The sequence below is a fragment of the Pseudonocardia sp. EV170527-09 genome, from assembly GCF_008369905.1.
GTDB lineage: Bacteria > Actinomycetota > Actinomycetes > Mycobacteriales > Pseudonocardiaceae > Pseudonocardia.
In genome coordinates, this window is the sequence record NZ_VRMC01000006.1 from 18458 (window position 1) to 42783 (window position 24326).

General features: G+C 74.9%; 24 protein-coding genes. 13 read left to right on the forward strand and 11 right to left on the reverse strand.

Annotated elements, in window-relative coordinates; all coding sequences use genetic code 11:
* The first annotated feature begins 25 nt into the window (after window positions 1-25).
* From FVA95_RS02830 to FVA95_RS02840, 3 genes are all read left to right on the forward strand, one after another.
* Window positions 26-2866: an RNA helicase gene (locus FVA95_RS02830; RefSeq protein WP_240051227.1), complete on the forward strand. Its 2841-nt coding sequence runs from the start codon at window positions 26-28 to the stop codon at window positions 2864-2866.
* Between the two features lie 102 nt (window positions 2867-2968).
* Window positions 2969-3901 carry a DUF4333 domain-containing protein gene (locus tag FVA95_RS02835; protein ID WP_149662803.1) on the forward strand — a complete coding sequence of 311 codons (933 nt, stop codon included), beginning with the start codon at window positions 2969-2971 and terminating at the stop codon, window positions 3899-3901.
* Between the two features lie 68 nt (window positions 3902-3969).
* Window positions 3970-5235, forward strand: a complete 1266-nt coding sequence (locus FVA95_RS02840; RefSeq protein WP_240051228.1) for a GNAT family N-acetyltransferase — start codon at window positions 3970-3972, stop codon at window positions 5233-5235.
* 106 nt (window positions 5236-5341) lie between these two features.
* Here FVA95_RS02840 and FVA95_RS02845 read toward each other — a convergent pair whose 3' ends face one another.
* Window positions 5342-6118: a bifunctional 2-polyprenyl-6-hydroxyphenol methylase/3-demethylubiquinol 3-O-methyltransferase UbiG gene (locus FVA95_RS02845; RefSeq protein ID WP_149662804.1), complete on the reverse strand. Its 777-nt coding sequence runs from the start codon at window positions 6116-6118 to the stop codon at window positions 5342-5344.
* A gap of 66 nt (window positions 6119-6184) precedes the next feature.
* On the opposite strand from FVA95_RS02845, the gene FVA95_RS02850 reads away from it, so the two are divergent.
* Window positions 6185-6787 carry a helix-turn-helix domain-containing protein gene (locus FVA95_RS02850; protein WP_240051229.1) on the forward strand — a complete coding sequence of 201 codons (603 nt, stop codon included), beginning with the start codon at window positions 6185-6187 and terminating at the stop codon, window positions 6785-6787.
* A 22-nt stretch (window positions 6788-6809) separates the two neighbouring features.
* On the opposite strand, the gene FVA95_RS02855 is transcribed toward FVA95_RS02850, so the two are convergent.
* Both FVA95_RS02855 and FVA95_RS02860 read right to left on the reverse strand, forming a co-directional pair.
* Window positions 6810-8159 carry a M20 family metallopeptidase gene (locus FVA95_RS02855; protein WP_193564282.1) on the reverse strand — a complete coding sequence of 450 codons (1350 nt, stop codon included), beginning with the start codon at window positions 8157-8159 and terminating at the stop codon, window positions 6810-6812.
* Entirely contained in the window at window positions 8156-9121 is a 966-nt protein-coding gene (locus FVA95_RS02860; protein WP_240051230.1) for a 5'-3' exonuclease, read from the reverse strand. The genes FVA95_RS02855 and FVA95_RS02860 overlap by 4 nt, the downstream gene beginning before the upstream one ends.
* Window positions 9122-9191: 70 nt before the next feature.
* Here FVA95_RS02860 and FVA95_RS02865 point away from each other — a divergent pair, with 70 nt between their 5' ends.
* The 5 genes from FVA95_RS02865 (at window position 9192) to FVA95_RS02885 (ending at window position 13716) form a co-directional block, all read left to right on the forward strand.
* Window positions 9192-10046 carry a GAF and ANTAR domain-containing protein gene (locus tag FVA95_RS02865; RefSeq protein WP_255474606.1) on the forward strand — a complete coding sequence of 285 codons (855 nt, stop codon included), beginning with the start codon at window positions 9192-9194 and terminating at the stop codon, window positions 10044-10046.
* A gap of 129 nt (window positions 10047-10175) precedes the next feature.
* Entirely contained in the window at window positions 10176-11303 is a 1128-nt protein-coding gene (locus FVA95_RS02870) for a Xaa-Pro peptidase family protein (protein ID WP_149662806.1), read from the forward strand.
* Between the two features lie 125 nt (window positions 11304-11428).
* On the forward strand, window positions 11429-11623 hold the full coding sequence (locus FVA95_RS02875) for a PspC domain-containing protein (RefSeq protein ID WP_149662807.1): 195 nt from the start codon (window positions 11429-11431) through the stop codon (window positions 11621-11623).
* Between the two features lie 285 nt (window positions 11624-11908).
* On the forward strand, window positions 11909-12715 hold the full coding sequence (locus FVA95_RS02880) for a PIG-L deacetylase family protein (RefSeq protein ID WP_161992171.1): 807 nt from the start codon (window positions 11909-11911) through the stop codon (window positions 12713-12715).
* Between the two features lie 224 nt (window positions 12716-12939).
* Entirely contained in the window at window positions 12940-13716 is a 777-nt protein-coding gene (locus FVA95_RS02885) for a polyprenol monophosphomannose synthase (protein WP_075333439.1), read from the forward strand.
* Between the two features lie 28 nt (window positions 13717-13744).
* Here FVA95_RS02885 and FVA95_RS02890 read toward each other — a convergent pair whose 3' ends face one another.
* The 5 genes from FVA95_RS02890 to ligD all read right to left on the reverse strand — a co-directional run bounded on the left by FVA95_RS02890 (window position 13745) and on the right by ligD (window position 20355).
* Window positions 13745-15499: a DUF885 domain-containing protein gene (locus FVA95_RS02890; protein WP_149662809.1), complete on the reverse strand. Its 1755-nt coding sequence runs from the start codon at window positions 15497-15499 to the stop codon at window positions 13745-13747.
* A 114-nt stretch (window positions 15500-15613) separates the two neighbouring features.
* On the reverse strand, window positions 15614-15955 hold the full coding sequence (locus FVA95_RS02895) for an RNA polymerase-binding protein RbpA (protein WP_149662810.1): 342 nt from the start codon (window positions 15953-15955) through the stop codon (window positions 15614-15616).
* 240 nt (window positions 15956-16195) lie between these two features.
* Window positions 16196-17509, reverse strand: a complete 1314-nt coding sequence (locus tag FVA95_RS02900; protein ID WP_240051231.1) for an MFS transporter — start codon at window positions 17507-17509, stop codon at window positions 16196-16198.
* A gap of 63 nt (window positions 17510-17572) precedes the next feature.
* Window positions 17573-18340 carry a glycerophosphodiester phosphodiesterase gene (locus FVA95_RS02905; protein ID WP_149662811.1) on the reverse strand — a complete coding sequence of 256 codons (768 nt, stop codon included), beginning with the start codon at window positions 18338-18340 and terminating at the stop codon, window positions 17573-17575.
* Window positions 18341-18345: 5 nt separating this feature from the next.
* Complete coding sequence (gene ligD / locus FVA95_RS33800; protein ID WP_149662812.1) at window positions 18346-20355, reverse strand: non-homologous end-joining DNA ligase; 2010 nt, start codon at window positions 20353-20355, stop codon at window positions 18346-18348.
* A gap of 113 nt (window positions 20356-20468) precedes the next feature.
* Here ligD and FVA95_RS02915 point away from each other — a divergent pair, with 113 nt between their 5' ends.
* The gene (locus FVA95_RS02915; RefSeq protein WP_149662813.1) at window positions 20469-20696 is read left to right on the forward strand and encodes a DUF3072 domain-containing protein; all 228 of its coding nucleotides are present in this window, start codon (window positions 20469-20471) and stop codon (window positions 20694-20696) included.
* A gap of 10 nt (window positions 20697-20706) precedes the next feature.
* Here the strand turns inward: FVA95_RS02915 and FVA95_RS02920 are convergent, their stop codons facing one another.
* A complete protein-coding gene (locus FVA95_RS02920) occupies window positions 20707-20868 on the reverse strand; it encodes a hypothetical protein (RefSeq protein WP_193564283.1) in 162 nt (53 codons plus the stop codon).
* A 220-nt stretch (window positions 20869-21088) separates the two neighbouring features.
* Between FVA95_RS02920 and serA the strand changes: the two genes are divergently transcribed.
* Window positions 21089-22288 carry a phosphoglycerate dehydrogenase gene (gene serA, locus FVA95_RS02925; RefSeq protein ID WP_149662814.1) on the forward strand — a complete coding sequence of 400 codons (1200 nt, stop codon included), beginning with the start codon at window positions 21089-21091 and terminating at the stop codon, window positions 22286-22288.
* Window positions 22289-22291: 3 nt separating this feature from the next.
* Here the strand turns inward: serA and FVA95_RS02930 are convergent, their stop codons facing one another.
* Window positions 22292-22771, reverse strand: a complete 480-nt coding sequence (locus FVA95_RS02930; RefSeq protein ID WP_149662815.1) for a hypothetical protein — start codon at window positions 22769-22771, stop codon at window positions 22292-22294.
* A gap of 189 nt (window positions 22772-22960) precedes the next feature.
* A complete protein-coding gene (locus FVA95_RS02935) occupies window positions 22961-23437 on the reverse strand; it encodes a GNAT family N-acetyltransferase (RefSeq protein WP_149662816.1) in 477 nt (158 codons plus the stop codon).
* Window positions 23438-23582: 145 nt separating this feature from the next.
* Between FVA95_RS02935 and FVA95_RS30685 the strand changes: the two genes are divergently transcribed.
* The gene (locus FVA95_RS30685; protein WP_161992172.1) at window positions 23583-23735 is read left to right on the forward strand and encodes a hypothetical protein; all 153 of its coding nucleotides are present in this window, start codon (window positions 23583-23585) and stop codon (window positions 23733-23735) included.
* Between the two features lie 65 nt (window positions 23736-23800).
* Window positions 23801-24313, forward strand: a complete 513-nt coding sequence (locus FVA95_RS02940) for an Lsr2 family protein (RefSeq protein WP_149662817.1) — start codon at window positions 23801-23803, stop codon at window positions 24311-24313.
* Window positions 24314-24326 lie beyond the last annotated feature (13 nt).

The following is a 24326-nucleotide window of genomic DNA, read 5'->3' on the forward strand; positions in this document are numbered from 1 at the left end:
CGGTGCCGTGTGACAGCCTGGGGCGGTGAATGGTTCCGCCGACCCGGCCGCCGCGTACGCGGCGGCGAAGGCCCGCGCCGCCTACCCGCGGCTGGCCGAGTTCACCGGTCTGATGCCCTTCGACCTGGACCTGTTCCAGCGCGAGGCGTGCGAGGCACTGGAGGACGGCCACGGTGTCCTGCTGTGTGCGCCCACCGGCGCCGGGAAGACCGTCGCGGGCGAGTTCGCCGTGCACCTGGCCCTGTCCGAGGGTCGCAAGTGCTTCTACACCACGCCGATCAAGGCGCTGTCGAACCAGAAGTACGCCGACCTGGTCGCCCGCTACGGCGCGGACGCGGTCGGCCTGCTCACCGGCGACACCGCGGTGAACGGCGACGCCCAGGTGGTCGTGATGACCACCGAGGTGCTCCGCAACATGATCTACGCCGACTCGGACAAGGCGGCGAACCGGCGGCTGGACCACCTCGGCTACGTGGTGATGGACGAGATCCACTACCTGGCCGACCGGTTCCGCGGCGCGGTCTGGGAGGAGGTCATCCTCCAGCTGCCCGAGCACGTCGCGGTGGTGGGGCTCTCGGCCACGGTCAGCAACGCCGAGGAGTTCGGCGACTGGCTGGTCGAGGTCCGTGGCGACACCCGCGTCGTGGTCGACGAGCACCGCCCGGTGCCGCTGTGGCAGCACATGATGGTCGGCAACCGGCTGTTCGACATGTTCGGCGAGCGGAGCACCCCCGGCGGGCCCGGGGAGGTCGTCGTCGACCCCGAGCTGGTCCGCTACACCCGCGAGATGGCGCGGCGGGACTTCACCACCTCGCGCGCCGCGGACCGCGATCGCCCGCCCGGTCCGCGCGGGCGGGGCGGCCCGCAGCGCGGGCCGTCGCGTGGGGGGTTCCGGCCGCCGTCGCGGGTGCAGGTGATCGACCGGCTCGACCGCGAGGGGCTCCTGCCCGCGATCACGTTCGTCTTCTCCCGGGCCGGCTGCGACGCCGCCGTCGGGCAGTGCGTGCGGGCCGGGGTGCGCCTGACCGTGCCCGAGGAGGTCGACGAGATCCGCCGGATCGTCGAGAAGCACACCGGTGACCTGCCGCAGGCGGACCTGGGGGTGCTCGGGTACTGGGAGTGGCGCGAGGCGCTGGAACGCGGTGTCGCCGCGCACCACGCCGGGCTGCTGCCGGCGTTCAAGGAGACCGTCGAGGAGCTGTTCGTCGCGGGCCTGGTGCGCTGTGTGTTCGCCACCGAGACCCTGGCGCTGGGGATCAACATGCCCGCCCGCACCGTCGTGCTGGAGCGGCTGGTCAAGTACAACGGCGAGGCCCACGTCGACCTCACCCCCGGCGAGTACACCCAGCTCACCGGGCGTGCCGGGCGGCGCGGGATCGACGTCGAGGGCCACGCCGTCGTGCTCTGGACCCCCGGCATGGACCCGGAGCAGGTCGGCGGGCTGGCCTCGACCCGCACCTACCCGCTGCGCAGCTCGTTCCGGCCCGTCTACAACATGTCGGTCAACCTGGTCGGGCGCCTCGGCACCGACGCCGCCCGCGAGCTGCTGGAACGCTCTTTCGGGCAGTTCCAGGCCGACCGGTCGGTGGTCGGGCTGGCCCGGCGGATCGACCGCAACAACGAGGCCCTGGAGGGCTACCTGGAGGCGATGACCTGCCACCTCGGCGACTTCGCCGAGTACGCCGACCTGCGCCGGCGCATCTCCGACCGGGAGAAGTCGCTGCGCCGCCAGAACACCGTCGCCGCCCGGGACGAGGCCACGGAGTCGCTGCGCGAGCTGCGCCCCGGCGACGTGATCGCGGTGCCCTCGGGCCGGCGAGCCGGGATCGCCGTGGTGCTCGACCCGGGGATCGGGGCGGTGTCGGCCGCGGGCCGTGACCCCGAGGTCCGGCCGCTGGTGTGCACCGAGGACCGGTGGGCGGGGCGGCTGTCGGCCGCGGACTTCCCGGACGCGGTGGAGGTGCTGGGGCGGATCAAGCTGCCCAAGCGGGTGGAGCACCGTTCCCCGCAGGTCCGCCGGGACCTGGCCGCCTCGTTGCGCGCCTCCCGGCTGGGGGAGGGTCGCGCCGTCGGGCGTCGTCGCCGGCCCGGGGTGCAGGACGACCCGGAGCTGTCCACGCTGCGCCGGGCCCTGCGGGCGCACCCCTGCCACGGCTGCGACGACCGGGAGGCGCACGCCCGCTGGGCCGAGCGGCACGCCCGCCTGGAGCGGGAGACCGAGTCGCTGCGGCAGAAGGTGCGGGCCACGACGCACTCGCTGGCCCGGGCGTTCGACCGGATCCGGGCGCTGCTCGCCGAGCGCGGCTATCTCGTCCCGGCCGGGGAGACCGAGCCCGGCGAGGAGGAGATCACCCCGCACGGCCGGATCCTGGCCCGGCTGTGGGGCGAGTCGGACCTGCTGGCCGCCGAGTGCCTGCGGCACGGCGCGTGGGACGGCCTGCAACCCGAGGAGCTGGCGGCGGTCGTCTCGGCGCTGGTCTACGAGTCCCGCCGCGACGACGCCCCGATGCCGCGGCTGCCCCCCGGACCGGTGTCCGAGGCGCTGGAGCGCACGGTGCGACTGTGGGAGGAGCTCGACGCCGACCAGCGCCGGCACAAGGCCGAACGCACCCGGGCACCCGACCTGGCCTTCGCCTGGCCGATGCACCGGTGGGCCCGCGGGGAGTCGCTGGCGCAGGTCCTGGAGGCCGCCGAGCGGAACGGGCACGAGCTGTCCGCGGGCGACTTCGTACGCTGGACCCGGCAGGTCCTCGACCTGCTCGACCAGATCGCCGGGGTCGCCGGGCGGTCGAGCCCGGTCGGGAAGGCGGCCCACCGGGCCTCCGGTGCCGTCCGGCGCGGTGTGGTCGCGGCCGGTATGCAGTAGCGGTCACCGGCACACGGCACGAACAGACGGTCACGAACAGACGGCCACGAACACGGCCACAGGCAGCAGGAACGACGAGAGAGACGGGCGGACGAGTAGGCGATGAGCAACCCGCAGGGACCGGACCGGCATCCCGAGGATGCCGCGGAGCGGACCGGGGAGATCCCCGCCTGGGGCACGCCACCGCCCGGCGGGTGGGGCGCGGACCCCGAGACCACCGGAGCCTGGTCCCCCGAGCGGGACGACCGTGACGGCTGGGCCACCCACGGCAGCACCGACGCGGGCTGGGACCCGGCCACGGCCCGCCGGGACGCCACCCACGACGCCGGCGGCGCGCCCGCGCAGGGCACCGGCGGCTGGGACGCCGTCCCGCCCGCCGGTGGACGTCACAGCGGCGACACCGGCGGCTGGGCCGCCCACGACGGATCGGCCCCCGGCGGCGACACCGGGGACCGGACCCGCGCCGAGCCGCTGTGGGGCGACGAGGCGGGCGCCGGCACCGACACCGACGGCGGGTGGGCCGTGCCGACCGGCCGCCGCGCCCGTCGCCGGGCCGCCGCGGCCCCCACGGACGCCGTGCCGACGTCCTCGCCGGGGTCGCCCTGGGCCGACGCGCAGTCCACCGCGGCGGTCCCCGCCGACGGCGGGTCCGGTGCGGGTGGGTGGCAGAACCCCGGCCCCGGCGAGGACGAGCCCTGGGTGTCGCGGGACGCGGTGCGTTCCCCGTCGAGGACCCGGTTGTGGATCCTGGCCGGGGTCGGCGCCGTGGTGGTGGCCGCGCTCGTCGTCGGGGCGCTGTTCTGGGCGGGCGTGCTCGGCAGCGACCGGCTCGACCGCACCGCGCTGCAGGCCGGGGTCACCCAGGTCCTCACCCGGGACTACGGCCTGCAGGTCGGTGCGATCGCCTGCCCGGAGGACGTCGAGGTGTCGGCCGGCACACGGTTCACCTGCCAGGCCGTCGTCGACGGCGAGCAGGTCGAGGTCCCCGTGGTCGTGACCAGCGACCAGGGCGACTACCAGGTCGGGCGGGTCTGACCGGGGCTGCGGTGACGGCCGGGTAATCGGCTGGCGCGGGGGGCGTGCGGGCGCGAGGCTCGTCGGATGTGAGCACCGATGCCCCGTTCGCCCCGTACCCCGCCCCGCCGACGGTCGCCCCGCACACGGTGCGCACCCTGACCGATCCCGCTGACCGGCGGTGTGCGTTCGACCTGTTCCTGGGAACCCTGCACCACGGCCCGATCACCGACGATGCGTGGGAGGCCCACGGCCAGGCCGCCGAGGAGCACTGGCTCGGGGTCACCGACCCCTCCGGCGCGATCGTCGGCTCCGCGTACTCCTTCCCGACCCGGCTGACCCTGCCCGGCGGGGCCCGGATCCCTGCGGCCGCGGTCAGCGGCGTGGGGGTGCGACCCGACCGGACCCGCGCCGGGCGGCTGACCGCGCTCATGCGCGCCCAGCTGAGGGCGGCCCGCGACCGCGGCGACGTCGCCGCCGTGCTCCGCGCGTCGGAGGCCACCATCTACGGCCGCTACGGCTACGGCGTCGCCTCCCGCGGCGACCACGTCCGCGTCACGACGGGCGCCACGTGGCGCCCGGAGGCCCCGGCCGGGGGCACGGTGCGGATGCTCGACCCCGACGAGGCGACCGCGCTGCTGGCCGACCTGCAGGACCGCCTCGCCGCGCACCGCCCGGGCGGGATGACCCGCTTCGCGCGCTGGTGGCGGCGGGCGCTGCGCCCCGCGGGCCCGTCCGCCGGGGAGTACAAGGGCGTGGCGGTGCACACCGGCACCGACGGCGTCGACGACGGGTTCGTGGTGTGGGGTGTCTCCGAGGGCGACCTGGCCACCGGCGCCACGGACGAGGTCCGGCTGCAGCAGCTCTGGGCCGCCGGGCCCGCCGCGACGGCCGGGCTGTGGCGGTTCCTGACCGGTCTCGACCTGGCCGGTGCGGTGATCGGCTGGGTACGCCCCCTCGACGAGGACCTCGACCTGGTGCTGACCGACTCCCGGGCCCACCGGGTCACCGGGCGCGGCGACGACCTGTGGCTGCGCCTGCTCGACCCGGGCGCAGCGCTGAGGGCCCGCGCCTGGGGGCCGGGCGACCCGGTCGTGCTGCGGGTGCACGACGCGTTCCTCGGCGACACCGGCACCTGGCGCCTCGCGGGCGGCGCCGCCGAGCCCGCCGCGGACGCCGATCCGGACCTGGAGTGCACCGTCGACGCGCTGTCGGCGGCGTTCCTCGGTGACCGGTCGCCGTCGTCGCTGGTGGCGGCGGGTCGCTGGAGCGAGCACACCCCTGGAACGGCGGTCCGCGCGGACGCGCTGTTCGCGGTGCCCGGCCCGGCCCCGTGGTGCGGCACGTTCTTCTGAGCGCGGCGGGCCACCCGGATCCGGCGCCTCCTGCCGCCGCCGGCGTCCCGACCCGTCCCGACCCGGCGGCCGAGGCGGGACGGACGGGGCGGGACGGACGGGGCGCTCAGGCCCGGCGGCGGGCGCGCACGACCGCGTCGTGCCCGGTCACCGTGCTCCCGTCGGGCAGCGTCACCGGCCGCGGACGGGCGTCGGCGACCAGCACCTCCCACCGGGCCGGGTCGAGCGCCTCGGCGAGCTCCTGCTCGTCGGGGAACAGCTCCGGCTCGGGCGGGCGCGGGATCCCCGCGGCCAGGTCGCGCGGGTGGTGGAGCACCAGCAGCAGCGTCCCGCCGGGCGCGACGGCGTCGGCGAGCGCGGCGTACAGCGGGCGGCGCACGTCCGGGGGCAGGTGCAGGAACTGGGCGGTCACCAGGTCGTAGACGCCCGCGGCGGGCGGGTCGGCGCGCAGGTCGGTCGCGATGAGGGTGACCGCGTCGGCGACCCCGGCCCGCGCCACGGCGGCCCGGGCCCGCTCCAGCGCGACGGGGGAGACGTCCACGGCGTCCACCCGCCACCCCCGCGCGGCGAGCCAGACCGTGTCGCCGCCCTCCCCGCAGCCGACGTCGAGGGCCCGCCCGGGCGGCAGGTCCGCGGCCTCGGCGACGAGGGCGGCGTTGGCGTCGCCGCTCCACAGCTGCGGGCGGGTGGCGTAGTGGGCGTCCCAGAACGCCGCGGACCAGCGGTCCTCGGTCACGGTGGCTCCTCGGGTGGGTGCAGAAGATGGAGTGGGTGTGCGGGGTGCAGCGGTGCCGGTGGTGAGCCCGTGCGGATCGCCGCCGACGAGCGCGGCGACCCGGCGCTCGGAGGCGGCGCCGAACGGGTCCGTGGGGGAGGGCGTCATGGCACCAGCGTGCGCGCCGCGACGCGGAACTGGCAAAGCTCGTTGCCGAAGTGGCAAGCTGCCGGGGTGGACGAGGCGATCGCGGACACCCTGGCAGGCGTCGGCCCCCGGCTGGCCGGGCTGCGCACCGCGCACGGCATGACCCTGGCCGACCTGTCGGAGGCCACCGGCATCTCGGTGAGCACGCTGTCACGGCTCGAGTCCGGCGGGCGCCGCCCGACCCTGGAGCTGCTGCTGCCGATCGCGGCCGCCCACCAGGTGCCGCTCGACGAGCTCGTCGCGGCCCCACCGGTCGGCGACCCGAGGGTGCGGCTGCGGCCGCGCCGCAGCCACGGGATGACGGTCGTGCCGCTGACCGAGCGGCCCGGTGGGCTGCAGGCGTTCAAGATGGTCATCCCGTTCCGCGGCGACGAGCCCGACCCGCGGGTGCACGAGGGCTACGAGTGGCTCTACGTCCTCGACGGCAGGCTGCGCCTGGTCCTCGGCGGGCACGACGTCGTGCTCGGCCCGGGGGAGGCCGCCGAGTTCGACACCCACGTCCCACACTGGTTCGGCTCCGCCGACCGCGACCGCGCCGTCGAGCTGCTCAGCCTGTTCGGCCCGCAGGGCGAGAAGATCCACACCCGCGCGGCGCCCCGCGACCGCCGCCCCGGCACCACCGGCGACTGAGCCCCGCCCGCGGACAACGGCCTCACTCGAAGAACGCGGGCACGTCCACCGGGCCGCCCGCCTCGGCGAACTCCGCCGCGACCGCCTCGCGCAGTGCCGCGTCGTGCAGCAGGTCGGCCACCACCGTCGCCAGCCCGGCGGCTCCGTCGAGGACCGCGCGGTCCCCGGCCGCGCCCGCCGCGGCCTCGGCGAACCCGGTGGTGTGCAGCGCGGTGCCCGGCTCGGCGATCGCGATCATCGGATGGATCGAGGGCACCCGCAGCGAGACGTTGCCCAGGTCGGTCGACCCGGTCTCGGACTCCGGCACCACCCCGCGCGGGTACACCGTGCGCCCCCGCCCGGCCTGGGCCACCGCCCAGCGCGCGGCGAGGGTCCGGTTGTGCCGGATCGGCAGGTACGGCGGACGCGGGTCCCAGTCCAGGGTGTGACCGCAGCCGGTCATCGCCGCCGCCGCGACCACGATCGCCTCCACCCGGGCGGTCAGGTCCCGCAGCGTCTCCGGGTGCTGCGAGCGCAGGTAGTAGCGCGCCGCCGCCCGCTCCGGGACGACGTTGGGTGCCTGCCCGCCGTCGACGACGACACCGTGCACCCGGTCCCCGTCGGGGATGTGCTGGCGCAGCATCGCGATCCCCTGGTACCCCATCACGACGGCGTCCAGGGCGTTGCGGCCGCGGTGCGGCTGGGCCGAGGCGTGCGCGGCCACCCCGTGGTAGGTCACCTCCAGCTGACGGCGCCCCAGGAACGGGTGGTCGGCGATGTCGTGGGCGAACGGGTGCAGCATCACCGCGGCGTCGACGCCGTCGAAGGCGCCGTCGCGGGCCATCGTCTCCTTCCCGCCGCCGCCCTCCTCGGCGGGCGTGCCGAGCAGCACCACGGTGCCGCCCACCGGGTGCACCGCGAGCACCCGCGCGAGCGTCAGGAACGCCCCCACCGCCGCCGCGCAGATCACGTTGTGCCCGCAGGCGTGCCCGATGCCGGGCAGCGCGTCGTACTCGGCGAGCACCGCGACCGTCGGACCCTCCCCGGAGCCGAGGGTCGCCCGCAGTGCCGTGTCCAGCCCGTGCACGCCGACGGCCGCGTCGATCCCGTGCCCGGCCAGCAGCGTGGCCACCGCGGCGACGGAGCGGTGCTCGGAGAACGCGGTCTCGGGGTGGGCGTGCAGGTCGTGCGACAGCGCCAGCAGCTCGTCCCGCAGCCCGTCGACCGCGGACGCCACCGCGTCGCGCACCGCGGCGGGGGCGCCGTCGTACGGGGAGGTGATCGGCTCGGCCGCCGCCGCGCGCACCGCGGTCTCCCGGGCCACCGCCTCGTCGTACGCCGACGACGGCGGGACCGGCAGGCAGTGGTCGTCGTCCTGACCGTGGCGGGTCACGACGACGCCACCGCGTCGAGGGCCTTCCGCAGCCGCCCCACCGAGGACTCCAGACCCCACCGCGCCGCCAGCTCGTCGAGCCGGTCCGGGTCGGCGAACGCCACCGGGAGCACGTCATCGCGGCTGAGGTCCACCTCGGCGTCGGTCCGCACCCGCACCACCGGCTCGACGACGTCGAGGTAGTCCCGCGCCGCGGCCAGCTTCGCCCGCGGCCCGGCGCCGATCCGGGGGTCGCCGTCGCCGACGGCGGCCAGCAGCTCCGACCACGAGCCGAACCGGCCCACCAGCGTCGCCGCGGTCTTCGCGCCGACCCCGGGCACGCCGGGCAGCCCGTCGGAGGGGTCCCCGCGCAGCATCGCCATCTCCGCGTAGGCGGCACCGGCCCGCTCCCGGGGCACCCCGAACTTCGCCGCGACGTCGTCCGGGCCCAGGTTCTCGGCCTTGTTCAGCCCGCGGCCGATGTAGAGCAGCCGGACCGGCGGGGCATCGCGCACGATCTGCATGAGGTCCCGGTCCCCGGACACCCCCAGCACCGGGTCGACGGCCTCGCGGTGGGCCAGGGTCCCGATCACGTCGTCGGCCTCGCAGCCCGCGGCCCCGCCGGTCGCGATTCCGGCGGCCGCCAGGACCTCCATGATCAGCGGCACCTGCGGGGCGAGCGTGTCCGGCACCTCCTCGGGCACCCCGGCCGGGACCTCGTCCCCGGCCCGGCCCGCCTCCACCCGGTGCGCCTTGTACGACGGCAGCGCCGACACCCGGAACGCCGGCCGCCAGTCCAGGTCCAGGCAGGCCACCAGCCGCGCCGGGCGGTGCTCGGTGACCAGCCGCGCGATCATGTCGGTGAACCCGCGCACCGCGTTCACCGGCGTCCCGTCCGGGGCGGTGACGCTCTCCGGGACGCCGAAGTAGGCACGGAAGTACATGCTCGCGGAGTCCAGCAGCATCAGCGGGCGCTCACTCATGCCGAGAGTCTGGCACCGTCGCCGTACCCGGGTGGGCGCCGGACCCGCGCGGACCGTGCAGAATGTGGTCGTGGAGAACAGCGGAACCACTACGAGCGGCGGACCTGCGGCGGCCGCCGCAGGAGACGAGGACTGGAGTGCCGAGCGCGCCCTCTTCGTGGCCGCCGAGCAGCGCGGCGGGCCCGCCGAGGCCGCCCTCGCCGAGACCGGTCCGCTCGCCCGCGAGTTCACCGCCCTCACCACCGCCCTGCTCGCCTCCGGCTCGGTCGCCGACGTCCTCGCCCGGATCGTCGCGGCGGTCCGCCGGGTCGTGCCCGGCGCGGACATGGTCAGCGTCACCCTCCGCGACGAGGGCGGTCGCTTCCACACCCCCGTCGAGACCGACCCCGCCGCCTCGTCGATCGACGAGGCCCAGTACGCCAGTGGCCGCGGACCCTGTGTCGAGGCCGCCCGCGCGGACGGCCCCGCGCTGGCCTTCTCCGACGACCTCACCGCCGAGACCCGCTGGACCGACTTCGCCCGTGCCGCCGTCGGGCACGGCTACCACTCGGTGCTGGCGGTCTCGCTCATCCCCAACGCCGAGCCGCCGCGGCTGCCCGGCGCGCTCAACGTCTACGCCACCGAGCGTGACGCGTTCACCGCCGAGGACCGCGACCGCCTCATGCTGCTCGCCACGCACGCGTCGCTGGCCCTGGCCACCTGCGTCGCCGTGTCCAGCTCCGCGCTCCAGGAGACCCAGCTGCGCCAGGCCATCGTCTCGCGCGACGTGATCGGCCAGGCCAAGGGCATCCTCATGGCGCGTCGCGGACTCACCGCCGACGAGGCCTTCGACGTGCTCCGCCGCACCTCCCAGGACCTCAACGTCAAGCTCGTCGAGCTCGCCGGGACCGTCACCGCGCACCCCACCGCGCTCGACACCGACTGACCTGCCGACCGGCTCCGCAGGCGTCCGGTCACGCAGCGCGTCCGGCCGCCCGCCGGCCGCCGCCCGGCCCACGCCGCGGTGCTCCGGGTGGCGGTCGTGCACCCCCCGTGCCCGCCTACGCTCACGGTCATGACCGATGCCGTCCCCACCGAGCTGTTCGCCGACCGGCTGCGCCGTGCCGGTGAGCACGCCGCCGAGCAGGGCACCGACGTGCTGTTCCTGACCCCGGGAAGCGACCTGCGCTACCTGACCGGGTTCGACGGGTCCTCGCACGAGCGCCTCACCTGTCTGATCGTCCCGGCCGCCGGGCACCGGGCGCCGCCCGCGCTCGTCGTCCCGTCGCTGGAGGCGCCCGGGTTCGCCGGTGTGCCGCTGGAGGCCCTCGGCATCGACCTGGTGACCTGGACCGACGGGGAGGACCCGTACCTGCTGGTCAGCGACCTCGCCGGCGGCCCCACCCGGATGTCGGTCGACGACGACATGCCAGCCCGCCACGTCCTCGGCCTGCGTCACGCCTTCCCCGACGTCCCGCAGTACCTCGGCGGCACCGTGCTGCGCGAGCTGCGCATGCGCAAGGACCCGGCCGAGATCGACCGCCTGCGCGAGGCCGGCGCCGCCATCGACCGGGTGCACCGGAGGATGGGCGAGTTCCTGCGCCCCGGCCGCACCGAGGCCGAGGTCGGCGCGGACATCTCCGCCGCGATCGTCGCCGAGGGCCACACCGAGGCCGCGTTCGTCATCGTCGGCTCCGGACCCAACGGCGCCAGCCCGCACCACGACGTGTCCGACCGCGTGATCGAGGCCGGCGACGTCGTCGTCATCGACATCGGTGGTCCGCTCCCCGGCGGCTACAACTCCGACTGCACCCGCACCTACGCCGTCGGCGGCGAGCCCGGCGCGGAGGTCAAGGAGACCTACGCGGTGCTGCAGGAGGCCCAGAAGCGCGCCGTCGCCGCCGTCCGGCCCGGCGCCACCGCCGCCGACATCGACCGCGCCGCCCGCGAGCACATCGCCGCCGCCGGGCACGGTGAGCACTTCATCCACCGCACCGGGCACGGCATCGGGCTCGACGTGCACGAGGAGCCCTACATCGTCGACGGGAACGACCTCGTCCTCGCCGAGGGCATGACCTTCTCCGTCGAGCCCGGCATCTACCAGGCCGGCAGGTGGGGCGCACGGATCGAGGACATCGTCGTCGTCACCGCCGACGGCGTGGAGCGGCTCAACACCACCGCCCGCGACCTCGTCGTCCTGTAGGGCCGTCCTGCAGGGTCTCCGGGTGCGTTCGGGGTCACCGTCGGGGTGTTCCCCGAGCGCGCCGGGGCCCGGTGGTGCCAAGGTGGGGGAAGTCCGATCCGCACCACCTAGGAGCACCTGTGAACATGCCCGTGTCCCAGCGCCTCGTCCGTCCCCGCAACGGGAAGGTGATCGCCGGGGTCTGCGCCGGGCTGGCCGACCGCTTCGGGATGGGCCGCAACACCGTGCGGTTCCTGTTCGTGTTGTCCTGCCTGCTGCCCGGCCCGCAGTTCGTCATCTACCTGGCGCTCTGGCTGATCATGCCGAAGAGCACGGTCTGACCGAGCGCCGATCGAGCGCTGTGAGCGCCGTCGCGGGGACCCGGTGTGGACCCGCGACGGCGGCCCTGCCATCATCTCCCGCGTGATCGACCCGACGACCGCCACCGCCGCCGCGCGCCCCGTGCGCGCCGCCGCGTGTCGCTGTCGTCGGGGTCCGTCCCCGCGCGGCTGACACCGCCGTCCCGGCTCACCGTCCGTGGACCGCACGCGCCGCCCGGGTACCGACCCGCTCCGGACCGACGTCCGTACCGGCCGCCCCGGCCCCGCACGCGAAGCGATCACCAGGTGCACACCCTCTCCGGCCAGACCGTCCTGGCCCTCCACGCCCACCCCGACGACGAGTCGATCTTCACCGGCCTGACCCTGCGCCGTCTCGCTGACGCCGGCGCCCGCGTCGTGCTCGTCATGGCCACCGGCGGTGACCTCGGTGGCTCCCGGCTGCCGCTGGAGCCCGGCGAGACCGTCCCCGACCGCCGTCGCCGTGAGCTCGCCGACGCCGCAGCCCTGCTCGGCGTGCACCGGCTGGTGCTGCTCGGGCACCGCGACTCCGGGCTGCCCGGCGGCGAGGGCCTGCGCCACCCGCAGGCCCTCGCCGGTGCCGACCCGGTCGCGCTCGGCCGCGCCGTCGCCGAGATCGTCGACGCCGAGGGCGCCGGAACCGTCCTGCACGACGACGACGCCGGCATCTACGGCCACCCCGACCACCGCGCCGCACACGCCGCGGGCGCCATCGCCTGCTCGCTCACCGGCGCCCACGGCTACCGGATGACCGTCGACCGCGAGCACCTGGCGCTGGCCGCGCGCGACCGGCACCTCGTCCACGGTGCCGCGCACGCCGCGGGCGTCGGCTACGGCCGGGTCACCGCCGAGATCGCCGTCGCCGTCGGGGGCGGACCGGCCGAGCTGGCCGTCAAGCGGGCCGCGATGCTCGCCCACGCGAGCCAGATCGCCCCCGACTCGGTCGACGAGGAGGGCTTCGCCGCCACCTACGGCTACGAGTGGTTCCTCCCCGGGGAGAACACCGGCGGCCGGGTCGGCGGCGGCGTCCTGGAGGCGCTGGGCAACGCCCACCTGCTCGCCGGGACCCGTTGACCGCCGCCCCCGTCCCGGGCCCGGCACCGACCGGGTCCGGGCCCGGGTGCGATCCCCTGTCCGGTTCCGTGTCAGAAGCCACCGCGTCGGGCGATCGCACCGCTCCACTACGCTGTCCGCACGACCGCGCTCGGCCACAGTACGACGAGCGGTGACCGAACAGGTGCGGTCCGTACGGGTAGGGTCGTCCGGTCGACACGGATCGGGCGGGGGAGAGGACGAGCATGGTCGAACCGCCGGGCCCGGTCCTGGTCGTGGTTCCCACCTACGACGAGCGGGAGAACCTCGGTCCCGCCGTCGCGCGGCTGCACGCCACGCTGCCCGACGCCGACGTCCTCGTCGTCGACGACGCTAGCCCCGACGGCACCGGCGAGCTCGCCGACTCCCTCGCCGCCGCCGACGAGCGGATCAGCGTCCTGCACCGCTCCGGCAAGGACGGCCTCGGCGCCGCCTACCTCGACGGCTTCCGGCACGCGCTGACCGGCGAGCACCAGGTCGTCGTCGAGATGGACGCCGACGGCTCGCACGCCCCCGAGGACCTCCCCGCGCTGCTCGCGGCCCTGGCCGACGCCGACGTCGTCCTCGGCTCCCGCTACGTGCCCGGCGGGCGCGTCGTGAACTGGCCCTGGCACCGCGAGGTCCTCTCCCGCGGCGGCAACCTCTACTCCCGCCTCGCGCTCGGCGTCCCGCTGCGCGACATCACCGGCGGCTACCGGGTCTACCGGCGCACGGTGCTCGAGCAGCTGCAGCTGGACTCGGTCGCCTCGCAGGGCTACTGCTTCCAGGTCGACATGGCCTGGCGGGCGCTGCAGGCCGGGTTCCGGGTCCGCGAGGTCCCGATCACCTTCACCGAGCGCGAGCGCGGCGCCTCCAAGATGAGCGGCGGCATCGTCGCCGAGGCGCTGTGGCGGGTCACCTGCTGGGGGCTGTCGCACCGGCTCGGCCGCGACATCCCCCAGCACCCCGCGGGCCCGGTCACCGAGGGCGCCACACACGGCTGAGCCGCGCGCGGCGCACCCCGGTGCGCCGTCAGGCCCGCGCTGCCGGCAGGGCAGCCAGCTCCGGCACCAGGTCGTCGAGACCCAGGGTGCCCTGCGCGAGCGCGGCGGCGTGCCACGCGGCCAGGTCGAACTCCTCGCCGCGCGCGGCGTGCGCGGCCCGCGCCCGCTCCCGCCCGGTCAGCCAGGCTCGCTCACCGAGCTTGTAGCCGATCGCCTGGGCCGGGCCGCCGAGGTAGCGCAGCAGCTCCGAGTCGGCCATCGCGTCCCCGCCGCCGACGTGCCGGCCGAAGAACTCCCGTCTCAGTTCCGGGGTCCAGCGCAGGCCGGGCCCGACCGGGGAGTCGTCGGGGATCGGCAACGACAGGTGCATCCCCAGGTCGATCACCACGCGCACCGCGCGCAGCATCTGCGCGTTGAGGTAGCCCAGCCGCGAGCCCGGGTCGGCGTGGTGGCCCAGCTCGTCCATCAGCAGCTCGGCGTAGAGCGCCCAGCCCTCCACGTCGGCGCTCACAGCGCCCACCAGCGACGTCTGGAACGTCGAGAGCTCCCGGCTGCGCACCGCCCAGGACGCCAGCTGCAGGTGGTGACCCGGGACGCCCTCGTGGTACCAGGTGCTGATCAGGTCCCACAGCGGGTAGCGGTCGTCCTCGTTCTCGGGCAGCCAGGTGCGGCCCGGACGGGAGAAGTCCAGCGCCGGCGGTGTGTAGTACGGCGCCGTCGCACTCCCCGCGGGCGCCAGCCGGGACTCGACCTCCCGCAGCCGGCCGGACAGGTCGAAGTGGACGCCGTCGAGCTCCGCGATCGTCTCGTCCATGATCTTCTGCAGGTGCGCCCGGGCAGCCTCCCCACCGACGACGACCCCGGTCGTGCCCCCGTCGGTCTCCAGGAGCTCCATCGCCTCGCGCACGCTGCCGCCGGGCACGATCCGCTCGGCCTCGACGGCCATCTCCGCGCGGATCCGGTGGAACTCCGACCAGCCCCACTCGTAGGCCTCGGTGGTGTCGATGTCGGCGCCGTTCCAGAACCGGTTCGCGATCCGGTACCGGTCGGGGCCCACGCCGTCCGGGGTCCCCGCCGCGGCGGGCAGGTACTCCGTGGCCAGCCAGTCCCGCAGCTCGCCCAGCGCGGTCGTCGCCTCCTGGGCACCCCGGTCCAGGTCGGCGCGCACGGCGTCACCGACGGAGGCGTCCGCGGCGAACGCGGCGAACCAGCCGCGGCCGCCCGCGTCGCGGTTCCAGGCGTCGATCTGCTCGGTCACCCGCACGACCTGGCGCGGCGCGGCGAACAGCCCGCGACGGCATCCCTCCGCCAGCGAGGCCCGGTACCCGGCGAGCGCCTCGGGGACCCGGGGCATCCGCGCGGCGACGGTGGCCCAGTCCTCGTCGCCGTCGACGGGCATGAGGGTGAACGCGGTCCGCAGGGTCGCCAGCGGGCCGAAGAGCTCTTGCACCGCGCGCAGTGGCTCCCCGGAGGTCAGGTGGTCGAGCTGGGCGCCGAGACGCTCGCCCAGCAGCCGCGCGCAGCGACGCTCGTCCGGGTCGGCCGGCTCCCGTGCGCCCGTGGTGGTGTCCAGCCGGTCCAGGGTCTCCCGGCAGACGGCGACGAGCGCGGCGGTGCCGTCGGGGGAGAGGTCGGGCAGCTCGTCCTGCCGCGCGGTACAGCCGAGCTCACCGGCGAGGATCGGGTCGAGCTCGGTGAGGCGCCGGACGTGGTCGTCGGCGAGGTCCCGGACCGCCCGGCTGGGGCGTGCGGTGCGGTCGGTCCCGGTCTGCGTGTCGTTCATCGACGGTCATCATGCCCGGACGCCATGGAGCCCGGACCCCCTGAGGGGCCCGGGCTCCATGGTCACCGTGGTCACCGGGCGACGGTCCGGTGTGTGCCTGTGGTGCGGCCGGGATCAGGCGATCTCGGCGCGCCGCTCGCGCAGCAGCTCCAGGCGCTCGTCGAGCAGCTCCTCGAGCTCGGCGATCGACCGGCGCTCGAGCAGCATGTCCCAGTGCGTACGCGGCGGCTTCTGCTTCTTCTGCTCCGGCTCGGTCCCGTCCACCCGACGACCGATGCCGCCCTGCGGGGACTCCCACGTCGCGGGAGCCTCGGCGTCGTTCGCGAACGGCACCTGGAACTCGTAGCCGGACTCGGACACATAACGGACCATCTGCCGCGGCGCCAGGTCGTGGTTGCGGTCCGTCTCGTAGCTGACAGCCCCGAGCCGGCTGCCACGCAGAACGCGGTCGGCCATGCGTCACCCTCCTGTAGCGCGATGTCGAGGGAGCACCTCGACGGTTACGTCTCCGCCACCGGGTGTAACGTGCGTAGAGCTAGGATATTCCGGCGGCAGGGCAGAACGGACCGCTCGAGTTACCTCGCGGTAACCCGCTCTGCGCCCGATTGACCAGTGTTCCCTATCGCCGCCATCTACACACTCTGATGTGACGTGTCAGCCATGTGTGATGGTGCTCACGTCCACGTCGACGAGTGTTCACACGGCGGACCGGACCGGTGCACGGTCGGGGGAGCGCACCGGCAGCAGCGCGACCAGTCCCGCCGCCAGGACCAGCACGATCCCGACCGTCCCGGCCCGGTCGGAGCCGAACGCGTAGGTGAACACCCCGATCAGCGCCGGCGCCAGGAACGACACCGCGCGCCCGGTCGTCGCGTACAGGCCGAACAGCTGACCCTCCTGCTGCGCCGGGCTGACCCGCAGCAGGTACGACCGCGAGGACGCCTGCGCCGGCCCCAGCACCAGCCCGAAGATCCAGAACATGGTCGGACCGGACACGAACAGCAGGACCACGCCCACCGCGACGCTGCCGGTCAGCGACCCCACGACGACGGCCTTGGGCCCCAGCCGGTCGTCCAGCCGGCCGCCCACCACGCAGCCCAGCGCCGCGACCACGTTGATCGCCACCCCGAAGATCAGCACCTGTCCCGGCTCCAGGCCGTACACGGTGACGGCGAGGACCCCGCCGAAGGCGAACACCGCGTTGAGGCCGTCCCGGTAGAGCGCGCTCGCCCCGAGGAAGTACACGGTGTGCGGGCTCGTCCGGTACAGCTCGCGCAGGTCGGCCACGAGCCTGCGGTACGAGCCGACGACGCCCAGCTTCGGCTCGTCCGGCGTCGCCGGCGGTGTCTCGGGGAGCAGGAGGAACATCGGTGCGGCGAACACCGCGAACCACACCGCCGCCACCAGCACCGCGATCCGCACGTCGAGGCCGTCGGTGGTGGGGACGCCGAGCAGCCCGCCGTCGCCGGACAGCAGGAACACGTACACCACGAGCAGCAGTACGATCCCGCCGATGTAGCCCAGCGACCAGCCGAATCCCGACACCCGCCCGACCGTCACCGGCGTCGACACCTGCGCCATCAGCGCGTAGTAGGACACGTACGCCAGCTCGACGAAGATCGACGCCAGGGCCAGCAGCAGCAGACCCAGCCACAGGTAGGACCAGTCGTCGCGGACGGCGAACATTCCGGCCATGCAGAGCACGACCAGTGCCGTCCACAGCCCGGTCGCGCGCACCCGCCGGCCCGTCCGGTCCGCGCTCTGCCCGATCACCGGCGCCATCAGCGCGATCAGCACCCCGGCCGCGGCCGTCGACCACGCCAGCCAGCTGTTCGCGCTGACCGGGCCGGGCAGGTCCGCCCCGACCGCGTCGGTCAGGTACACCGAGAACACGAAGGTCAGCGCGATGTGCTGGAACCCCGACGAACCCCAGTCCCACAGCCCCCAGGCCCACACCCGGGATCGGCGGGGCGGGGCCGGCTCAGCGGTCGGGACGGTCGAGGCGGTCACGGCGCGAGCGTATCGACGCCCGCGGGACCCGGCCTCCGATCATCTACGCAGACGCCCACCCGGTCAGCTCCCGACGACGTCGAGCAGCCGGTCCGGCCGGTCGGACAGCAGCCCGTCCACCCCGAGGGCCAGCAGCCGTCGCATCTCATCGGGCTCGTCCACCGTCCACACGTGCACCTCGTGCCCGGCCCGGTGCGCCGCCTCGACGAACCGGCGGTCCGAGGCCACCGGGATCGGCCCGAACACCGGCGGCACCTGCGCGAACACCCCTGCCGGCGACGGCAGCAGCCGGCCGGGGACACCCCACGCGCGGGCCCGCAGCGCGACCACCTCGGCCTGCCCCATCGACGTGCACAGCCTCGCCCCGGCCAGCGTCCGGGCGACGTTCAGCCACCGGGCGGAGAACGAGCCCAGGCACACCCGGTCCCAGGCGTCGGCGGCGTCGAGCACCGCCAGGGTCGGCGCGACGACCTCGGCCGACTTCAGCTCGATCGTCACCCGCACCCCCGGCAGCGCGGCGAGCACCTCGGCCAGCCGCGGCAGCGGCTCGGTGCGCTGTGCCCCGGTGACCCGCACGGTGTCGAGCTCCGCGGCGGGGCGCGCGTCGATCCGGCCGGTGCCGTCGGTGGTGCGGTCCAGCGTCGGGTCGTGGTGCACGAACGGCACGCCGTCGGCACTGGCGTGCACGTCCATCTCGACGTAGCGCAGACCGTGGTCGGCGGCGGCGGTGAACGCGGCGAGGGTGTTCTCGCGACCCGCGAGCTCCCCGACGTGCCAGCCGCGGTGGGCGTAGGCGCGCGGGTGCGGACCGTCGAGGTACGGGTGGTGCACGGCGGTCAGCCTGGCACCTGCCCGATCACCCCACCACGGGGGAGCACGAAACCCTGGGTGTCGATCAGGGGACGCATCAGGTCCCCGTGGGTGTCCAGCCGTGCCGGGAGGTCGTCGAGGGTGAACACCAGGTCGGCGGGCTCGCGGCAGCCCTCGACCTCGGCCCAGGTGAGCGGGGTCGCCACCGTGGGGCGCTCGCGCCCGCGCAGCGAGTACGAGGCGATCGTGGTCTTCGCGGTGGCGTTCTGGCTCCAGTCGACGAAGATCTTCCCGTGGCGACGCGCGCGGGTCATCACCGCGATCACCTCGCGTCGGTGCTCCTGCGCCAGCCGCTCGGCCACCTCACGGGCGAACCCGCTGGTCCGTTCCGGGTCGGTGACCCGCACCGGCAGGTAGAGCTGCATCCCCTTCCCGCCCGACGTCGACGGGTACACCGGCAGACCGTGATCGTCGAGCAGGTCCCGCAGCCACAGCGCCACCCGGGCGCAGTCCACGATCGTCGTGCCCTCGCCCGGGTCCAGGTCGAACACCACGCGATCCGGCGGCCGACGCCCGTCGCGCGGGCCGAGCCGCCACTGCGGCACGTGCAGCTCCAGTGCCGCCAGGTTCGCCGCCCAGGCCAGCCCCTCGGCGTCGGAGAGCACCGCGAAGTCGGCGGACTCCGACCGGCCGCCGGGCGTCCCCACGCGGGCGGTGCGCAGCCAGTCCGGGGGGTGCCGCGCCACGTTCTTCTCGAAGAACGACTGCCCCTCCACCCCGTCCGGCCAGCGCTTCAGTGTCGCCGGCCGGGCCTCGATGTGCGGCACCATCACCTCGGCGACGGCCAGGTAGTGCCCCAGCACGTCGGCCTTGGTCGTGCCGGTGGCGGGGTAGAGCACCTTGTCCGGGTTGGACAGCGCCGCCCGCCCGTACCCCGCGCGTCCGGCCGATCCCGTCCGGGTCGGTCCCTGCCGAGTCGATCCCCGCTGAGCCGATCCCCGTCCTGCCGTGCCGGGTCGTGTCGTCGTCCCACCCACCAGGACCTCCCGCCAGTCGTCGCCCGCGCCCTCGGGGTACCCGGAACCGGCCCGGACGGCGACCACCCCGGGCAGTCCCTGGTCCCGCACCGCGTCGAGCAGCCGGGCACCCGCGTTCGGGTACGACGGCACCGCGCGCCGGTGCGGCCCGTCCAGCGGCAGCTCCTCCAGCAGCGCCCGCCGCTGCTCGACCGGCAGCGCCCGGACGTCGCGGCCGCCGGTGTGCAGCACGTCGGCGACCCACAGCTCGCCCCGGTCGGTCAGCTCGGCGTCGAGCAGGTGCCCACCGGCGCCCAGCGCGGGCCCCAGGCCCCGCAGCGCGCCCGGCGGGTCGAACGGCTCCCCGGGGCGGCCCTCGTCGTCCACCGGGCGCAGGGTGAGCCAGCCGCCGTCGGACCGCACCAGCACCCGCCGGCCACCGAAGACCGGGCGGACCGTCCAGCCGTCCCCGGTGGGCAGGCGGTCGGCGGGCCGGGGCACGGCCAGGACGACGTCGTGGGGGAGCGGGTCGCCCCCGGCGCCCATGCCGTCGGGCTGGTCCCGGGTGCGGCGCAGCAGCCAGCCGTCCTTCCGGCCACCGGAACTCCGGTGCAGCAGCACGAACCGGCCGCGGACCCGCTCGCCGTGCAGGACGAACGCGATCTCGCGGTCGTCCCACTTCTCGGTGTCGTAGCGACCGTGGTCCCAGATCGCCATCCTGCCGCCGCCGTACTCGCCGCGCGGGATCTCCCCGGAGAACTCCAGGTACTCCAGGGGGTGGTCCTCGGTGCGCACCGCCATCCGGACGGTCTCGGAGTCCTCGGGCAGCCCCTTGGGCACCGCCCACGACGCCAGGACACCGTCACGTTCCAGTCGCAGGTCCCAGTGCAGCGCCGTCGCGTGGTGCTCCTGGACGACGAACCGGTCGCCGACGGCGCCCGGCGGGCCGGCGTCGTGCTCGGGCACCGGCTCCGGCGTGCGCCGCGGGTCGCGCCGGCGGCGGTACTCGTCCAGGGGCACGACGGCAGCGTAGTGACCGGCACCGACACCGGCGGGGCTGCCGTTATGACAGTTCCGGTGACGGCGGGACCGCTCGACGTGCGGGGAGTAGCGGTCGAAGATATGTTCGACCCATGACCAACGACCACAGCACCGACGCCGTCGACCCCGGTACGGCCGAGAAGGACCCCGCCGACTGGACGACCGGCGACGAGCCGATGACCGGCCCGCAGCGGTCGTACCTGGAGACGCTGCTGCAGCAGGCCGGGCAGGATGCCCCGGACGACCTCGACGGGCTCACCAAGGCCGAGGCCTCGAAGCGGATCGACGAGCTGCAGGACGCCACCGGCCGCGGGAACTGAACCCGTCGGCTCAGGGCGCGACGAGCTCCACCTCGAAGTCCTCGGCGTTCTCCAGGAACAGCGCGGTGTGGTCCGGGCCGCCGGCGTGCGGGTAGATCTCGCCGAACAGCTCGGACCACCCGTGCGCGGCGCAGTCCGCCCGCAGCGCGTCGAGCCGGGAGCGACCGGGCACGGTCAGGGCCAGATGGCGAGGTCCCGGGTCCAGAGTTCGAGATGATGGATGGCGGCAGTCACCGGTCCACCGTAGTACTGAGCCGATAATGCACGTTATGACAGTTCGAGCGTCAGAGAGGTGTCTCCCAGGCCTCCGGCCACCCCCGACATCACTCCGGAACTCCCCGCTCACCCGGCCCCGGTGCCCCCGCGCCCACCCGGCGTCCTAGGTTGGACACGTGAAGGTCCTGCTGCTGGAAAACATCCACCCCGGCGCCGCCGAGGCGTTCCGACGCGACGGCTTCGAGGTCGAGACCCGACCCGGGTCGCTCAGCGGCGACGAGCTGCGCGAGGCGCTCGACGGTGTGCAGCTGCTCGGCATCCGCTCCAACACCACGATCACCGCCGAGGTGCTCGACGCCGCGAAGGATCTGCTCGCCGTCGGCTGCTTCTGCATCGGCACCAACCAGGTCGACCTCACCGCGGCCGCCGAGCGCGGCATCGCGGTGTTCAACGCGCCCTACTCCAACACGCGCAGCGTCGTCGAGCTGGTCATCGGCGAGATCGTCGTCCTGGCGCGGCGGCTGACCGAGAAGACCCAGCGGATGCACGAGGGCGTCTGGGACAAGTCGGCCAAGGGTGCCCACGAGATCCGCGGCCGCACCCTGGGCATCGTCGGTTACGGCAACATCGGCACCCAGCTGTCCAACATGGCCGAGGCCATCGGGCTGCAGGTCGTGTTCTACGACACCGCCGACCGGCTCGCCCACGGCAACGCCCGGCGGATGCCGAGCCTGGACGCCCTGCTGGCCGAGTCCGACGTCGTGTCCATCCACGTCGACGGCCGCCCCGGCAACGCCGGCCTGTTCGGCGCCGAGCAGTTCGCCCGGATGAAGCCCCGCTCGATGTTCATCAACGCCTCGCGCGGCATGGTCATCGACGAGCTGGCGCTGCGGGAGAACGTCCTGTCCGGGCACATCGCCGGTGCCGCCGTCGACGTGTTCCCGGTCGAGCCCAAGGCCCAGGGTGACCAGTTCGACTCGCCGCTGCGCGGCCTGGACAACGTGATCCTGACCCCGCACATCGGCGGATCCACCCAGGAGGCGCAGGAGGGCATCGGGACGTTCGTCTCGCGCAAGCTGCTCGACTTCGTGCAGCTGGGCGCCACTCCCCTGTCGGTCAACCTGCCCAATGTCAGCGCCCCGAACCCGCCCGGGGTGTTCCGGACCGCCTACCTGCACACGAGCACCCCGGGCGTGCTCGCCGACATCAACCGGCTGCTGGCCGACGCCGGCGTCAACATCGTCGGGCAGGCGCTGTCCACGGGCGGCGACCTCGGCTACGTGCTGACCGACACCGACCAGGTCCTGCCCGAGGACGTGCTGTCGGCGCTCCGCCGGGCCGCGCAGACCGTCTGGCTGCGCTCCTTCCGGCTCTGAGACTCACGCACAGGCGTTCGCGCCGTACTCCTCGACGTCGGAGGGGTGCATCGGCCCGTGCACCCCGTGGAAGACGACGAACTCGACGCCGGTCGGGCGGTGGAACAACCCGCCCGACCGGCGTCGGTACACCAGCGGAGCGCAGCGGTACCCGAAGACGGCCCGTGCCCAGCCCTCGGCCTCACCGCGCGCCAGCGGCTCCGACCCGGTGACGGCGAGCTCCCAGATCCCCACACCGGTCGCCGGTGAGCTCGTGTCCGGCGCGGTCGAGGCCACGAGCGTCAGCTCGCCGGTTCCCCGCATCGCCGGGACGACGGTCCGCACGCGGTGCCAGCCGAGCACCGGCTGCGGGTAGGGGTAGGCCAGCAGTCCCGCGCGCAGCGCGGTGACCGGTCCCCCGTGTTGTTCGTGGATCAGCTGTGCCAGATCCACCGAACGCTTGCGGCGCAGGTCGGCGTTGACCAGACGCGCTTCGACCGTCATTCGCGTGGCCCTCATTCCCGTCCCCGCGCCCCGGGACGGACCTCCGGCGCTGAGGCGGCGCGGTGGGGCCCGACGCCCGGGTGGGAGGACCCTCGAACGGTCCGGCGTCGGCACCGTGTTCTACGGCTCGTAGAGCATTCTAGATCACATCTCGCAGCCGGGCGAGAGCGGGATCACATGACGGCCCGATCACACCTCGCGCCGGTAGTGCGCGCTCAACGGATCGACCGGGTAGTCGGCGAACGGCGGGCAGCGGACGAAGCCGAAACGCTCGTAGAGCCGCCGGGCCGGGGCCCAGTACTCTCCCGAGCCCGTCTCCAGGTACACCGCCCGGTGACCGCGTTCACGCGCCGCGTCGAGCAGCCGGGTCAGCACCGCGGCGCCCACACCGCGACCGCGGGCGTGCTCGGCCGTCCGCATGGACTTGATCTCCGCGGCCGGGTGCTCGGGCACTGCCCCGGCCGCCAACGTGCTCAGCGCGCCGCAGCCGAGCAGGGTGCCGTCGTCGTCACGCGCGACCCACAGGGTCACACGCGGCCCGCGGAGCCCGTCGAGGTCCAGGGCGTGCGTGCTCTCCGGCGATCCCTGGGCGTGCATGTCGGCGACGTGCGCGGCGAGGAACCCCTGGACCTCAGCCCCGGACAGGTCGTCGGTGTCGATCTCCATGTGTACCGTCCCCGTCCTCCCCCGGCCGACCCTGCTCAAGAATTGCTCAAATACCGCGCCGACCCATTCGGCACGCTCCTATCGTCGGTGCATCGCACTTTCACCGGCGGCGGGTGGCCGCGTACCGACCGGCGAGGAGAACATCGTGAGCGCAGTCGTCGCAGTAGTGCTGGTCATTGTCCTGATCGCCCTCGCCGTCCTGATCGGGATGCTCCGCGACGTGCGCCCGACCAGGCCGAGCGTGGTCCGGTCACGCGAGGTCCGCCGTTCCGCCCGACCGGGTGCCCACGGTTCCTGAAGCCTCGTCGTTATGCTTCCGGCGACCCCGGGTGAATCCGGGACGGCGAACCGGGAGGAACTGCAGTGGCGAAGGTCGAGACGATCCGGCTGGTCGACGACATCACCGGCGGCGACGCCGCCGAGACCGTCGATTTCGGGCTCGACGGTCGCCGGTTCGAGATCGACCTGACCGCGGACAACGCTGCGGCGCTGCGGGAGGCGCTCGCGCCGTTCCTCGGGGTCGCGCGCGCCGCGGGGTCCCCGCGCACCGGACGCAATGCGGGAGTGCCCGCGCCGACCGCCCGACGCAGCGGTGCGAGCGGCTCGGACACCGCGACCCGCGAGCACAACCGCGCGGTGCGCGCCTGGGCCCGGGAGAACGGCTGGACGCTGTCCGAGCGGGGCCGCATCCCGTCCGAGGTCGTCGAGGCCCACCGCCGGGCCCAGGACGGCGGCGCGGCGAGCACCGCCACGCCGGTACCCGCTGCCGAGGCCGTCCCGGAGGCGGCCCCCGAGGCCACGGCCGAGAACCGGGCCGAGGCGCCCGCGAAGCGCAGGAAGCCCTCCGCGGCGCCCGCGGTCGAGTTCAGCGGCTGATCCCGCTCCCCCG

Bases quoted from the DNA above. Each gene is read 5' to 3' on its own strand.
- FVA95_RS02895 (WP_149662810.1), bottom strand. From the start codon at position 15,955: ATGGCCGACCGCGTTCTGCGTGGCAGCCGGCTCGGGGCTGTCAGCTAC.
- FVA95_RS02870 (WP_149662806.1), top strand. From the start codon at position 10,176: ATGACCGATGCCGTCCCCACCGAGCTGTTCGCCGACCGGCTGCGCCGT.
- FVA95_RS02875 (WP_149662807.1), top strand. From the start codon at position 11,429: ATGCCCGTGTCCCAGCGCCTCGTCCGTCCCCGCAACGGGAAGGTGATC.
- FVA95_RS02885 (WP_075333439.1), top strand. From the start codon at position 12,940: ATGGTCGAACCGCCGGGCCCGGTCCTGGTCGTGGTTCCCACCTACGAC.
- FVA95_RS02845 (WP_149662804.1), bottom strand. From the start codon at position 6,118: ATGACGCCCTCCCCCACGGACCCGTTCGGCGCCGCCTCCGAGCGCCGG.
- FVA95_RS02835 (WP_149662803.1), top strand. From the start codon at position 2,969: ATGAGCAACCCGCAGGGACCGGACCGGCATCCCGAGGATGCCGCGGAG.
- FVA95_RS02930 (WP_149662815.1), bottom strand. From the start codon at position 22,771: ATGACGGTCGAAGCGCGTCTGGTCAACGCCGACCTGCGCCGCAAGCGT.
- FVA95_RS02860 (WP_240051230.1), bottom strand. From the start codon at position 9,121: ATGAGTGAGCGCCCGCTGATGCTGCTGGACTCCGCGAGCATGTACTTC.
- FVA95_RS02890 (WP_149662809.1), bottom strand. From the start codon at position 15,499: ATGAACGACACGCAGACCGGGACCGACCGCACCGCACGCCCCAGCCGG.
- FVA95_RS02915 (WP_149662813.1), top strand. From the start codon at position 20,469: ATGACCAACGACCACAGCACCGACGCCGTCGACCCCGGTACGGCCGAG.
- FVA95_RS02935 (WP_149662816.1), bottom strand. From the start codon at position 23,437: ATGGAGATCGACACCGACGACCTGTCCGGGGCTGAGGTCCAGGGGTTC.